Source organism: Desulfovibrio sp. TomC, from assembly GCF_000801335.2.
Taxonomy (GTDB): Bacteria; Desulfobacterota; Desulfovibrionia; order Desulfovibrionales; family Desulfovibrionaceae; genus Solidesulfovibrio.
Map to the genome: position 1 here is coordinate 54,607 of NZ_JSEH01000009.1, position 13,096 is coordinate 67,702.

The window sequence follows — 13,096 nt, forward strand, 5'->3', positions numbered from 1 at the left end:
ATGACGGGCCATTTCAACCCGTCATGCCCGGGAACCCGCGTGGTTCAGCCATTTGTGTCGGGTGTGACGGGTCTGACGGGTTACAGAATGGAAAAAGAGAAAGTGCCCGTCGCCCCATCCTGTCCGGCTTGCCCCGTGGCGTTAGTGGCATGACGAAACAAAACGCCACGCCCGGGAAACCGCACTATTCATGGGTTTGTGGCGTTTGTGGCGTTTCCCGGAAGGGAAAAATGGGAAACGCCACCATCGTCACCCTATTCCCTCAAACTTCACCAGGAGTCCGTATGGAAATCCAAGGCCCCTTCTTCTCCCTGGCAAAGGCAGCCGAATATTGCGGGTACAAAAGTCCCGAACATTTTGCCGATCTTCTCCGGGGCTACGCTGTCCCAAAATACGGTCCCAAGAAAAATCGCTACGCTCGCTCTGTCCTGGATGCCTTCATGGCTGATCCGAAGAGCCTCAAACGGGGAGCGCCGGCAAGGCGGTATGTCCCCAAAAAAGTTATGGCATAAGCCAATCCCTGCCGACTACTCCTCGCCGAACAGATCCTTGGCCCGGCAACCGAGCGACCCAGCAATGGTTGCCAGGGTATCGAGGGTGCACCGGCCGATCAGGTCACCACGGGCGCGCATGATGGTTTTTTCTGTAAGCCCTGAAGCCTGAGCCATCCCCCTGACCGTTATACCTTTGTCTTCCATTAACCCCTTGAGCAAGCTGGTAATCATCGTGGCCCTCTTTGTTGTTGTGGGAAAGAATTACTACAAACCTTGACTTTGTCTGTGGGAATAAAATACCACAAGCAGGACGGCAACAAAAAACAGCCCGGCAAGGAGGTAGAGACTCCCGGCCGGGCCTGACCACAACCCTACCTGCAAGGAGGTAACGTCATGGTTGGTCTTGAACTATCTATTCCCCGGGCCATCCGCAAGGCTGCGCTCCACGTGGCCGGCTACGTTGAAATTCCCACTGGTGGCAGCATCGGACATCGCGAGAGCGAAGAGGACGGCTACCGGCGCATGCTACGGAACTTCCGCCTTCTCCACTACCCGCACGATCCGCGCCTTCGGCACTGGTCGGCGCTCACGACAGGGAACGAGGACCGGCAAGCTACGCCCGAACAAGTGGCGTTCCAGCTCGAACAACAGCGCCTTGACCTGGAGAAATTCGGGTTGGTCTACGCGGTCCCTGGTGACCCCGATGCCTTTTGCGTGAAATGGAAGGCACGTCCAGAGAGCGAGTGGGCCGAGACGTTCATGCGCGACGTGGCCGAGGGCCGAGAGGTGCGTCATGGTTAACCATTCCCACGCCCTGGTGGCGACATCCAAGCGCCCCGAGGGGATGAGCGATACCGAGGTGGCAATGCGAATCCATGAAATCGCCCACACCATCTACCACGCGAAGGAAGAATTTCTCGGCAAGGTGGATGAGTTGGCCCAGGAAGCCATGGGGCTGGCCCTGGTGCCCCGAGTAAATGGGAACCCTTCCGACGCGGAAATGCTCCAGTGCGATGCTTACAAGCTCATTCGCCAGGGGGTGGAATCAGCGAACACGGGGCTTGATGCCGTGAAGACGGGCATTGAAATTGCCGGCCGGGCCTACAGGATGAACAAGAAGGCATAGCCCTGGGCCTCGGCAACCGGATCAAGGGCGGCCTGTCTCCTGGTGGAGGTGGGCCGCTTTCTCGTTTGCCGGGCTGATTGGGGTACTCACGAAAACTCACGTTGCCGAGGCTTATTCCGCCCTTTTCCGCGGCCTAGTGGCCGACATGGGGAAAGTGCTATGGACGGGGCTTGCATTGAGCCTGGGGGCAGAATGGGGCATCTGGGCCAGCGAGGGAGGGGCGTCCGAGATAGCGCCCCTGACGGGCAAGCCCCAAACCCTTGGCGCTTAAAAAAACGGGGAGAAAACGGTGGTGCTGTATGTGGTGTTGGCGGTGACCCCTCGGTATTAGGCTCACCCATGTTGTTGAAGAAAACTTTGTTGGGGGCAACTTTGGGGGCAATAGAGAAAATGTGAACAGTAAAAGTAATTTTATATTAAGTTGATACGATTCAAATATGGAGTCCTCTCCCCCGCCAAATGATGATCCCACCTAGTCCGATACGATCCAAAAGTAAGTGAATTCAGTAGTAAGTCCCGGGAGTATGGTCCGGGACTGTCTTGTGGCGTCTAGTGACATCCGCCCTTGAACCGGACACGATACCGGACAACAATCCGAGCCGCCGGACAACAGCCGGTGCCGCTCCATTGCTGGAACAAGGACGGTTGTCCGGTATGTCCTCGCACGGGCATGTCCCCGTGCATGGTACGAGCGTTTCAAGACCAAATGGTCCGCCTCCCACTCCCTGGATGTGATCCAGCGGTTTGAAAAGAATGTCTTCTCCTCCCTTGGACCCAGGCCCGTCCGCGATATCCCCCCGTGCTTATGGTCGCCGTGCGACTCATTAAGGGACGTGGAGCCGTAGAAAGCGCCCGCCGCATCCTGCAAATGTGCGGGCAAATCTTTCGCTGCGCCATCGCCCCGGGACAGGCCGACCCATTCGCGACCTTGGGCAGGCCGTTGCCGGAGGCATCGCCGAATTGATCCTCCCCGGCCTTGTCGGCGGCCTTGGCTCGCCCAAGTTGGGATTCCACGAAAGGGACCCTCTGCGATAGCCTCGAGTGAATTTCCAGCAGTCGTTCTTAATAGAATAATTATGCCCCTGGCCTATAAATTGACACTATTTTTATATCGATCCGGATAATTTCGCCCGAGTGGTGTGCTTTTTTAGCAACGCCGAAAAGTGGAGGCACGAAATTTATGGATCGCACGCATATCGACCACGATCAGCAAAGATGGTTCGGTGTATTCAGTCATGAGGATACATGCTTTCCAAACTGTGTTGCGAAAGCAAAGCTGGAAATTATTGTTGCCGCCGACTCGGTGGCAAAACTGTATGCTGTAAAAGCTGCCTTGCAACAAATGGGGGTGGATGAGTTTCTGGAAAGTTCACTCTTGTGCCATGGACACCGGATGGGACGGCAGGCTTCCTATCGGGGTGTGGCCTATACGGCAAATTTTGTGGAAAAACTCAAGCTCGAGATGCTTGTGCCCCTCGACGCGGTTGTCCCCGTCGTTGAGGCAATCGGGAACATTGCGAAAGCGGAGGGGATGGAGGATTGGCGACTCTGTTTAACTCCCCAGGTGTTCCCGATTGATTTGACGGCTTCGCTGGGCTCCTAAACGGGAGTCCGGGACATTCGCGAGGGTATGGGGTGCCGGGCAGGAGGCGATATGCCTTCCGCCCGGCGAGCGTTCATGGAAGTTTTCAAAGGTTACCGGGCGGTTATCGTCCGGCGCGCTCGATGCCTTGCATCTGCCTGAGCGATCATATCCGTCCCGGAACCGGCTTTAACTCTTTTTTTATGCCCCGGATGGATACTTTAACACTTTTTTTACGTGCCCCTTTGTAGTCTTGGGCAAAAGCGAGGGGCGTCCCGGCGGACGCCTGGGCAGGCCGATGGCCGCCGTTTGGTCTCGCCACGGAGAATGCCATGCGCAGATACAGAAGTTTCCTGGGCAACATGGTGTGGATGGCCGTCGGTGCGGCCTTTTTAGGTGTCGTCCTGGCTGCGGTCGGCGTGTTGCGGCCGGCGGGTCTCTCCCCTGAGGATCTTTCCATTCGGGCGGCAAAACACCGGCTGGCCGCCCAGATGCGCCTGGATCTGGCCCGGGAGTCCGAGGCCGAAAAAAGTGCCGTCCTGACCGAGGAGGATCAGGACTCCGTCGCTTTCGCCGACGAGGCCAAGGCGGCCCTGGCCGAGGTCGAACGCAGCCGGGTGGAGCTGGAGGAGTTGATGCGCTTTGGTGCGACCGCCCGGGAGAAGGAGTCTTTCGACCAATTTTCCCAGTCCTTTGCCTCGCTGACCAAGGTGGATGCGGTCTTGCTGGAGTTGGCCGTCCAGAACACCAACGTCAAGGCCTATGCTCTGGCTTTCGGGCCGGCTACCGAGACCCTGCGCGATCTCGACGCCAGCCTCTCAAGCCTGATGGCGGCCGATTCTGCGGGGCGGCAAGCCAGCCGGGTCGCCATGCTGGCCTTTGCCGTGCAGACCGGGGCCTTGCGCATCCAGACCATGCTCGCCCCGCACATCGCCGAAAAAAGCGAGGCCCAGATGGATGCGCTGGAAGCGCGCATGTCCGCCGAAAACCAAACAATCAAAGCTGCCTTCGCGGACCTGTCGGCCCTCTCCGCCGTCAAGGACCAGACGGCCTTTAAGGCGGCCCAGACCGCCTATGCCAGGTTTACGGAACTCACTGGCCGTATTTTGCACTTGTCGCGCGAGAACACCAATGTCCGCTCCCTGGCCATGTCCCTGGATCAGAAGCGCAAGGCCTTCGCCCGGTGCGAGGCCGCCTTGGCGCAGCTCCTTGACGTCTTGCCCGAACCGCTGCCGGCTGGCGGAAAATTCGGACGGCAACCGGCATCTCCCGGAACCAACCGGGCACAGCCTGCCCGGGAGAATATATAAAATTTTTACACATCCCGAGTGCATTTTAACACCGTTTTAATTCCGGAATGTCTATGTTGGAAGAAATCAAACGGAGGCTTCCCGTCATGTTCGAGGATATCGTTTATTCGGGTCTGGTCATCGCCGCCGTGGTCGCAACCATCGCCCTGGCGGGATTTTTCGACCGTCTGCGGAGGGTGTGACCATGGAAGTCGTGAGCGTCATTTTGGCTGTGGCCCTGTTCGTCTACCTTATTGCCGCCCTGCTTAAACCGGAGATGTTCGAATGACATCCAACGCCATACTCCAGATTGTCCTGTATATGGCCCTCCTCCTGGGACTGGCCTGGCCGCTCGGGGCCTATATGGCCAGGGTCTACACGGACCGTCCCTGCGGTCTGGACCGTCTGTTGGGTCCGGTGGAGCGGCTCCTGTACCGCCTTTGCGGCCTGGACCCGGAAAAGGAAATGGATTGGAAGGGCTACGCCGTGGCCTTGCTTGTTTTTACCGGTTTTTCCCTCCTGCTCCTCTATCTGCAACAACGCCTGCAGGCCTTCTTGCCGCTCAATCCGGACGGCATGGCCGCCGTGCCCCCGGATCTGGCCCTGAACACAGCGACCAGCTTCTCCACCAACACCAACTGGCAGGCCTACGGCGGCGAGTCCACCATGAGCTACCTGACGCAGATGGTCGGGCTCACCTCGCACAATTTCCTGTCGGCGGCCGCCGGCATGTCCGTGCTTACGGCCCTCATTCGGGGCCTGACCCGGCGCGAGACCGCCAATCTCGGCAACTTCTGGAAGGACCTCACCCGGTCCACCCTGTATATCCTGCTGCCGCTGTCCATGATCCTGGCTTTGGTTCTCGTCTGGCAGGGCATGCCCCAGACCTTTGCGGGCGCGGCCACGGCCACCCTGATGGAGCCCACGGGCTACGAGGCCCCGGTCAAGGACGACGCCGGCGCGCCGGTGCTGGACGAGGCCGGCAAGCCCAAGACGGAGCCGGCCCGGATGACCGAGCAGACCATCAGTCGGGGGCCGGTGGCGTCCCAGGTCGCCATCAAGCAGCTTGGCACCAACGGCGGCGGGTTTTTCAACGTCAACTCGGCCCATCCCTTCGAGAATCCCACGCCGCTGACCAACTTCCTGGAGATGCTGGCCATCCTGCTCATCCCGGCGTCGCTGTGCGTGACCTTCGGGATCATGGTCCGGGACAGGCGTCAGGGGCTGTCCCTTTTGGCGGCCATGACGCTCATCTTCGTGGTCCTGCTCGGGGCCTGCGTACTGTCCGAACAGGCGGGCAACCCGAAGCTGGCCGGACTTGGTCTTGACGCCCAGGCCTCCGATGCCATGTTGGCCCAGGCCGGCGGCAACATGGAGGGCAAGGAGGTCCGGTTCGGCATCACCGACTCGGCCATCTGGGCCACGGCCACCACCGCGGCCTCCAACGGCTCGGTCAACTCCATGCACGATTCCTACACGCCCCTTGGCGGACTTGTTCCCATGCTGCTCATGCAGCTTGGCGAGGTGGTCTACGGCGGCGTTGGTTCGGGGCTTTACGGCATGCTCGTCTTCGCCATTGTGGCCGTGTTTGTGGCCGGACTCATGGTCGGGCGCACGCCGGAATATCTGGGCAAGAAGATCGAGCCTTTCGAAATGAAGATGGCCTCGCTGGTCATCCTGATTCCGCCCTTTTTAAGCCTCATGGGCACGGCGCTTGGCGTCTTTCTGCCCGGGGCCAAGGCGGCCATCGCCAATCCCGGGGCGCACGGGTTCAGCGAAATCCTGTATGCCTTCTCCTCCATGAGCAACAACAACGGCAGCGCCTTTGCCGGGCTGTCGGCCAACGCGCTTTTTTACAACACGGCCGGCGCGGCCTGCATGTTCCTTGGCCGTTTCTGGCTGGCCATCCCCACCCTGGCCATCGCCGGGTCGCTGGCGTCTAAAAAGATCGTGCCCCAGGGCGCGGGCACGCTGCCCACCCACACCCCCTTGTTCGTCGGGCTGCTTGTCTGCGTGGTCCTGGTGGTTGGCGCCTTGACCTTCTTCCCGGCCCTGGCCCTCGGCCCCATCGCCGAACACCTGGATATGGTCGGCCGCTAGGCTGACCCCTGAAGTGAGCATTGTCATGAGCAAACAGAAACAAAAAGCGCGTCCGCTCTTTGAGCCCGCCCTGGTCCGGCGGGCCATAGTGGATTCCTTCCGCAAACTGACCCCCCAAAACCAGGTCCGCAACCCGGTGATGTTCACCGTTTACATGGGCTCGCTGTTGACCACGGCCCTTTATATCCAGGCCCTGGTCGGACACGGCGAGGCCCCGGCGGGTTTCATCCTGGCCATTACGGTCTGGCTGTGGTTCACCGTGATTTTCGCCAACTTCGCCGAAGCCATGGCCGAAGGGCGCGGCAAGGCGCAAGCCGATTCCCTGCGCCAGGCGCGTCGGGACATCCAGGCCAAACGACTCGCTTCCCCAAGCCGCGAGGCCCCGGTGGACATCGTGCCGTCGGCCAGCCTGAAAAAAGGCGAAGTTGTGTTGGTTGAAGCCGGCGATTTCGTCCCCTGCGACGGCGACATCATCGAGGGCGTGGCCTCGGTGGATGAATCGGCCATCACCGGCGAGTCGGCTCCGGTCATCCGCGAGGCCGGCGGCGACCGCAGCGCCGTTACGGGCGGCACCCGCCTGCTGTCGGACTGGGTGCTGGTGCGGGTGGCGGCCGAGGCCGGCGAAACCTTCCTGGATCGGATGATCGCCCTGGTCGAGGGGGCCAAGCGCCGCAAGACCCCCAACGAGATCGCGCTCAACATCCTGCTGGCCGCCCTGACCCTCGTCTTCCTGGTCGTATGCGCCACGCTCCTGCCTTTCTCGGCCTTTGCCGTGGAACAGTCCGGGCATGGCGCGCCCGTGACCATCACCGTGCTGGCGGCGCTTTTTGTCTGTCTTGCGCCGACGACCATCGGCGGGCTGCTCTCGGCCATCGGCATCGCCGGCATGGACCGGCTCATCCAGGCCGGGGTCATCGCCACCTCGGGGCGGGCTGTGGAGGCGGCCGGCGATGTGGACGTGCTGCTCTTGGACAAGACCGGCACGATCACCCTCGGCAACCGTCAGGCTGATGATTTCCTGCCCATGCCCGGGGTGACGGAAAAGGAATTGGCTGACGTGGCCCAGCTGGCCTCCCTGGCCGACGAGACGCCCGAGGGCCGGTCCATCGTGGTCCTGGCCAAGGAGCGCTTCGGCATCCGGGCCAGGGACATGAATGCTTTGGACGCCGCCTTCGTGCCCTTTACCGCCCAGACCCGTCTGTCCGGCGTAGACCTCGCCGGCCGCGTCGTGCGCAAGGGCGCGCCGGACGCCATCAAAAAATTCGTGACCGAACAGGGCGGCGCGCTGCCCAGGGAAGTGGACGAACAGGTGCGCGCCATCGCCGAATCCGGCGGCACGCCGCTGCTGGTGGCGGAAAACGACCGCGTGCTCGGCGCGGTGTGGCTCAAAGACATCGTCAAGGGCGGCATCCGGGAACGCTTTGCCGCGCTTCGCAGCATGGGCATCAAAACCGTCATGGTCACCGGCGACAATCCCCTGACGGCTGCGGCCATTGCGGCCGAGGCCGGCGTGGACGACTTTCTGGCCGAAGCCACCCCGGAAGCCAAGCTGGCGCTCATCCGCAAGACCCAGGCCGAGGGCCGGCTGGTGGCCATGACCGGCGACGGCACCAACGACGCGCCCGCCCTGGCCCAGGCCGACGTGGGCGTGGCCATGAATTCCGGCACGCAGGCCGCCAAGGAAGCCGGAAACATGGTGGACCTGGACTCCAACCCCACCAAGCTCCTGGAAGTGGTGGAGATCGGCAAGCAATTGCTCATGACCCGCGGTTCGCTCACCACGTTTTCCATCGCCAACGACATCGCCAAGTATTTCGCCATCATCCCGGCGGCCTTCGTCGGCATCTACCCCCAGCTGGGAGCCTTAAACGTCATGGGACTGGCCACGCCCCAATCGGCCATCCTCTCGGCGGTTATTTTCAACGCGCTCATCATCGTTGTCCTCATTCCCCTGGCCCTGCGGGGGGTGCGCTACCGGGCCTTGGGCGCGGCCCGGGCCTTGCGCGACAACCTGCTCATCTACGGACTTGGGGGCGTTATTGTGCCGTTCGTCGGCATCAAGGTCATCGACCTGACCCTGGTCGCCCTTGGGCTGGCCTAGAGACGCGAGAGGAAAGAGAGAAGACGCCTCCGGCGGCCAGGGGGATGATCCCCCCGGACCTCCAAAGGGGGACGTAAGTGAAGGAGACCGCTATGTTTTCTTGCGCATTGCAACAGATGAAATCGGCGTTGCTCATACTGGTGATCCTGACGCTGCTGACCGGCTTGGTCTATCCGGGCATCGTGACCGGCGTGAGCCAGGCCCTTTTCCCGGTCCAGGCGGCCGGCAGCCTCATCGAAAAAGACGGCAAGGTCGTCGGCTCGGCCCTGATCGGCCAGCCCTTTGCCGATCCGGCCCATTTCCAGGGCCGGCCCTCGGCCACCTCGCCCAAACCCTACGACGCTTCGGCCTCCTCGGGCTCCAACCTCGGGCCGACCAACCCGGCCTACCTGAGCACGGTGGAGGAGCGGGTTGCCGGCCTGCGCCAGGACAACGGCGACGGCCCGGTGCCCATCGAGCTGGCGACAGCCTCGGGCAGCGGCCTGGACCCGCACATCTCCCCGGCCGCGGCCTTCTATCAGGTCCCCCGGGTGGCCAAGGCCAAGGGGCTTGACGTCAAAACACTGCACGAGCTGGTGGAAAAGAGTGTAGAGGGGCGTCAATTCGGGATGTTGGGCGAGGCGCGGGTCAATGTGCTCAAGCTCAATCTGGCCTTGGACGCCCTGACGGGGCAGAAGTAAGACTAAGTCGACAGGGCTGGCCCCCGCTTGCCGGCGGAGGCCAGCCCTGGTTCCCGGAGATCGCCTGTTGGCAGGGCGGCGCGTTTGCGCGACCCTGACCGATGGCCCGCCGCCCCCGGCCTTGTCCGGTGGCGGGAGCGCGCGCCGCTTGGCCAGACCCTGACCGAAACGGGCGTGCCGCACTTGGCGGAAAGAGAAGAACGGCCGCGGCCTTGTGCGCCGCAGGAGGCTTGCCCCCGTGTCCATGGATGCTGACCATCGCCCCGATCCGGATCGACTCCTGGAGTACGTGAACCGCGAGGAAAACAAGAAGCGCGGCGGTCGGCTGCGCATATTCCTCGGCATGGCTCCAGGGGTCGGCAAGACCTATTCCATGCTCGAAACGGCCCGGCTCAAACAGGCCGAGGGCGTGGACGTGCTGGTGGGGGTGGCCGAGACCCATGGTCGGGCCGAAACCGAGGCGTTGCTCACCGGTCTGGCCATTTTGCCGCGCCAGCGCATTGACTATCGCGGCCACACCTTGTCCGAGTTCGATCTGGACCAGGCCTTGAGCCGCCATCCGGAACTGCTGCTGGTGGATGAACTGGCCCACACCAATGCTCCGGGCTGCCGTCACGACAAACGCTGGAAGGACGTCGTGGAACTGCTCGACAACGGCGTCGATGTCTGGAGCACGCTCAACGTGCAGCATCTGGAGAGCCTGGGCGACATTGTGGCCCAGATCACCGGCGTGCGGGTGCGCGAGACCGTTCCGGACACGCTGCTGGAACGGGCCGAGTCGGTGGTGCTGGTGGATTTGCCGCCCGACGACCTGCGCCAGCGGCTCAAGGAGGGGAAGGTCTATTTGCCGCAGCAGGCGGATTGGGCCTCCACGAACTTTTTCCGCCAGGGCAACCTGATGGCCCTGCGCGAACTGGCCCTGCGGGCCACGGCCCAACGGGCCAACACGGAAGTCCTGGTCTATCGGCACGGGCGTTCCATCCAGACCACCTGGCCCACCTCGGAGCGCATCCTGGTGTGCGTGGGGCCTTCGCCCAGTTCGGCCAAGCTGGTCCGGGCGGCCAAACGGCTGGCTTCCGAATTGCACGCGCCCTGGCTGGCCGTCTCCATCCAGACCGCTTTGCCGCAAAAAGCCCGGGACAGCGCCTTGCGCCATTTGAAGCTGGCCGAGGAACTCGGCGCGGAAACCTTTGTGATCCAGGGCGTCAGCGTGGCCCGCGAGATCGTCGCCTTTGCCCGGCAGCAAAACGTCACCAAAATCATTGTCGGCAAACCGGTGCGGCGAAGATTTCGGGATCTAATAACGGGCAGCCCGGTGGACCAGCTTATCCGCGAGTCGGCCGAGATCGACGTTCATGTCATCCGGGGGGAGACCGGCGAGGCGGCCGTGGCTCCTGTGGCGAAACGGCCTCCTCTGGCGCTGCCCTGGCGACAGTATCTGGCCGCCGGCGGCATCCTGGGGGCTTGCACCGGGATCAGCTTCGCCATGTTCCCGTTCCTCGACCTGGCCAACCTGATCATGGTCTACATGTTGGGGGTCATGGCCGTGGCCATCTGGCTTCGCCGGGGACCGGCCGTGGCCGCCTCGGTGTTAAGCGTGGTGACCTTCGACTTTTTCTTCGTGCCGCCGCGTTACAGCTTTGCGGTTTCGGACGTGCGCCATCTGATCACCTTCGTGGTCATGTTTCTGGTGGCGCTGGTCATGAGTTCCATGGCCGGCAAACTCAAGCGTCAGGCCGAAACGGCCGGGCAGGCGGGACGCCAGAGCGTGGCCCTGGCCGCCCTGGCCCGGGAGCTGGTGGCCACGCGCGGCCTGGACAGTCTCCTGACCGTGGCCCAGCGGCATCTGGTGGACGTCTTCAGGGTTCGGGTTGTCTTCCTTTTGCCCGACGATGCCGGCGGTTTGCTGGTCCGGGCCAAAACGCCGGGAACGCCTGCCCTGCACGGCAAGCAGCTCGGCATGGCCCAGTGGGTGCTGGCCAATGGCCAGCCGGCCGGCTGGGGCACGCAAACCCTGGCCGACTCGGATACGGTGTTTTTGCCGCTCAAAGGAGCTGGGGGCGTTGTGGGCGTCGTGACCCTGGAGGCAGGGGCGGCAGAGACGAAAAACCAGATGCAGCTCCCGGATCAGCAGCGACTCCTGGAAGCCTTTTTGGCCCAGATCGCCCAGGCCCTTGAGGTCGACCGCCTGGAAGACGCCGCCAAGGCCACCCTGGTTGAGATGGAATCGGAAAAGCTCAAATCGTCGCTGCTGTCTTCGGTGACCCACGACTTTCAAACGCCGCTGGCCGCCATTGCCGGTTCGGCTGAAACGATTATGCTCTTGGGGAAGTCTGCGGAGTTTGACGTCCTGTTTGGCCTTGCGCAAAATATATACAATGAATCAGCGCGGTTAAGCCGCCTTGTGGACAATCTGCTGCGCCTTGCCCGGCTTGAGTCGGGAAAATTCAAGCCCAATCTCCAGGCCGTTCCCCTGGAAGAGGTGCTCGGAGCGGCGCTCAACAGGTTGGAACCGTCTCTGGCGTCCCGCCCGGTGACGGTGGACCTGGCGCCCGATCTCCCCCTCGCCGTCGTGGACGAGGTGCTTATGGAGCAGCTTTTCGTCAATCTCCTGGAAAACGCCGTGAAGCATACCCCGGCCGGCACGGCGGTGTCTGTTTCGGCCAAGGTCCGGGAGGCGCAGTTGCTCATCCAGGTGGCCGACCAGGGCCAGGGCCTGCCGCCTGAGGAACTGGAACGGATTTTTGATCGGTTTTACCGGGTGAATCGGGGCTCCGGAGCCGACGGCTACGGGCTGGGGCTGGCCATCTGCCGGCTCATCGCCAAGGTGCACGGCGGGGACATCACGGCCCGCAATGTTTCCGGGGGAGGGCTGCGCTTCGACTTGACATTGCCGCTGCGCACAGGGTTCAACGAAGCATGAGCGCAACAGCCCAAGAAATTCTTCTCGTGGACGACGAAGCGCCCATCCGGCGTTTTCTGCGCACGGTGTTGGAGGATCAGGGGTACAAGGTCTCGGAAGCGGCGACCGGCAAGCAGGGACTGGCCATGGCCACCGGCGCGAACCTTGTTTTGATCCTGCTCGATCTGGGATTGCCCGACCTGGACGGACTGACGGTCCTGTCCCTGCTTCGGGGCGTGACCGACACGCCGGTCATCGTCCTGTCCGCCCGGGAGGGGCAGGACGACAAGATAGCCGCCCTGGACGGCGGGGCGGTGGACTACCTGACCAAGCCCTTCGGCGTCGGCGAGCTGGCCGCCCGTATCCGGGTGGCCCTGCGTCTGGCTGCGGCCAAAAGCGGACCGGCCAAGCAGGAGGTAGTGTCCGGGGAACTCCGCGTGAACCTGATCGACCGTCAGGTTTATCTTGGCGGAAAGGAAATTCACCTCACGCCCATCGAGTTCAATCTCCTGGCGTATCTGGCCAAAAACGCCGGGAAGGTGGTCACCCACCGGCAGTTGCTCCAGGAAGTATGGGGGCATAACGCGACGGACAAGGAACACTACCTGCGCATCTATGTCCACCAATTGCGCCAGAAGGTGGAACCCATCCCTTCGCAGCCCCGGTTTGTACGGACGGAATCCGGCGTGGGGTACCGGTTCGTTCAGGGCGAGTAGGCAGGACCACCGCGGCAGCTTGGCGTTTTGTCCTGACCGGGACATGCTGTGAGTGGGCATGTGCCGGACTGTGTCTGGAAGCCGGGCCGGATTCATTACTGATCCA

The 13,096-nt window shown here is 62.4% G+C and carries 12 protein-coding genes and 1 pseudogene; 12 read left to right on the plus strand and 1 reads right to left on the minus strand.

Annotation, left to right across the window (positions count from 1 at the left end):
• Positions 1–284: 284 nt before the first annotated feature.
• Complete coding sequence (locus NY78_RS10250) at positions 285–512, plus strand: hypothetical protein (protein WP_043635238.1); 228 nt, start codon at positions 285–287, stop codon at positions 510–512.
• 15 nt (positions 513–527) lie between these two features.
• Here the strand turns inward: NY78_RS10250 and NY78_RS10255 are convergent, their stop codons facing one another.
• Positions 528–725, minus strand: coding sequence for a helix-turn-helix domain-containing protein (locus NY78_RS10255; protein WP_043635241.1), 198 nt, complete (start codon positions 723–725; stop codon positions 528–530).
• Positions 726–887: 162 nt separating this feature from the next.
• Between NY78_RS10255 and NY78_RS10260 the strand changes: the two genes are divergently transcribed.
• From NY78_RS10260 to NY78_RS10300, 11 genes and pseudogenes are all read left to right on the plus strand, one after another.
• Complete coding sequence (locus tag NY78_RS10260; protein WP_043635244.1) at positions 888–1,295, plus strand: hypothetical protein; 408 nt, start codon at positions 888–890, stop codon at positions 1,293–1,295.
• Positions 1,288–1,620, plus strand: a complete 333-nt coding sequence (locus tag NY78_RS10265) for a hypothetical protein (protein WP_043635247.1) — start codon at positions 1,288–1,290, stop codon at positions 1,618–1,620. Before NY78_RS10260 ends, NY78_RS10265 begins: the two co-directional genes overlap by 8 nt.
• A 626-nt stretch (positions 1,621–2,246) precedes the next feature.
• Positions 2,247–2,584 (plus strand): annotated as a pseudogene (locus NY78_RS25875) (phage integrase central domain-containing protein).
• Between the two features lie 216 nt (positions 2,585–2,800).
• Complete coding sequence (locus NY78_RS23100) at positions 2,801–3,223, plus strand: P-II family nitrogen regulator (RefSeq protein ID WP_053062182.1); 423 nt, start codon at positions 2,801–2,803, stop codon at positions 3,221–3,223.
• A 311-nt stretch (positions 3,224–3,534) separates the two neighbouring features.
• On the plus strand, positions 3,535–4,512 hold the full coding sequence (locus NY78_RS10275; RefSeq protein ID WP_043635250.1) for a hypothetical protein: 978 nt from the start codon (positions 3,535–3,537) through the stop codon (positions 4,510–4,512).
• A gap of 184 nt (positions 4,513–4,696) precedes the next feature.
• Positions 4,697–4,780, plus strand: coding sequence for a K(+)-transporting ATPase subunit F (kdpF, locus tag NY78_RS23690; RefSeq protein WP_082139962.1), 84 nt, complete (start codon positions 4,697–4,699; stop codon positions 4,778–4,780).
• Complete coding sequence (gene kdpA / locus NY78_RS10280) at positions 4,777–6,591, plus strand: potassium-transporting ATPase subunit KdpA (protein WP_043635254.1); 1,815 nt, start codon at positions 4,777–4,779, stop codon at positions 6,589–6,591. The genes kdpF and kdpA overlap by 4 nt, the downstream gene beginning before the upstream one ends.
• A gap of 25 nt (positions 6,592–6,616) precedes the next feature.
• Positions 6,617–8,692, plus strand: coding sequence for a potassium-transporting ATPase subunit KdpB (kdpB, locus tag NY78_RS10285; protein ID WP_043635257.1), 2,076 nt, complete (start codon positions 6,617–6,619; stop codon positions 8,690–8,692).
• A gap of 92 nt (positions 8,693–8,784) precedes the next feature.
• Positions 8,785–9,372 carry a potassium-transporting ATPase subunit KdpC gene (gene kdpC / locus NY78_RS10290; RefSeq protein WP_043635259.1) on the plus strand — a complete coding sequence of 196 codons (588 nt, stop codon included), beginning with the start codon at positions 8,785–8,787 and terminating at the stop codon, positions 9,370–9,372.
• Positions 9,373–9,616: 244 nt separating this feature from the next.
• Complete coding sequence (locus NY78_RS10295; RefSeq protein ID WP_043635261.1) at positions 9,617–12,295, plus strand: sensor histidine kinase; 2,679 nt, start codon at positions 9,617–9,619, stop codon at positions 12,293–12,295.
• The gene (locus NY78_RS10300; protein WP_043635263.1) at positions 12,292–12,990 is read left to right on the plus strand and encodes a response regulator; all 699 of its coding nucleotides are present in this window, start codon (positions 12,292–12,294) and stop codon (positions 12,988–12,990) included. The genes NY78_RS10295 and NY78_RS10300 overlap by 4 nt, the downstream gene beginning before the upstream one ends.
• Positions 12,991–13,096 lie beyond the last annotated feature (106 nt).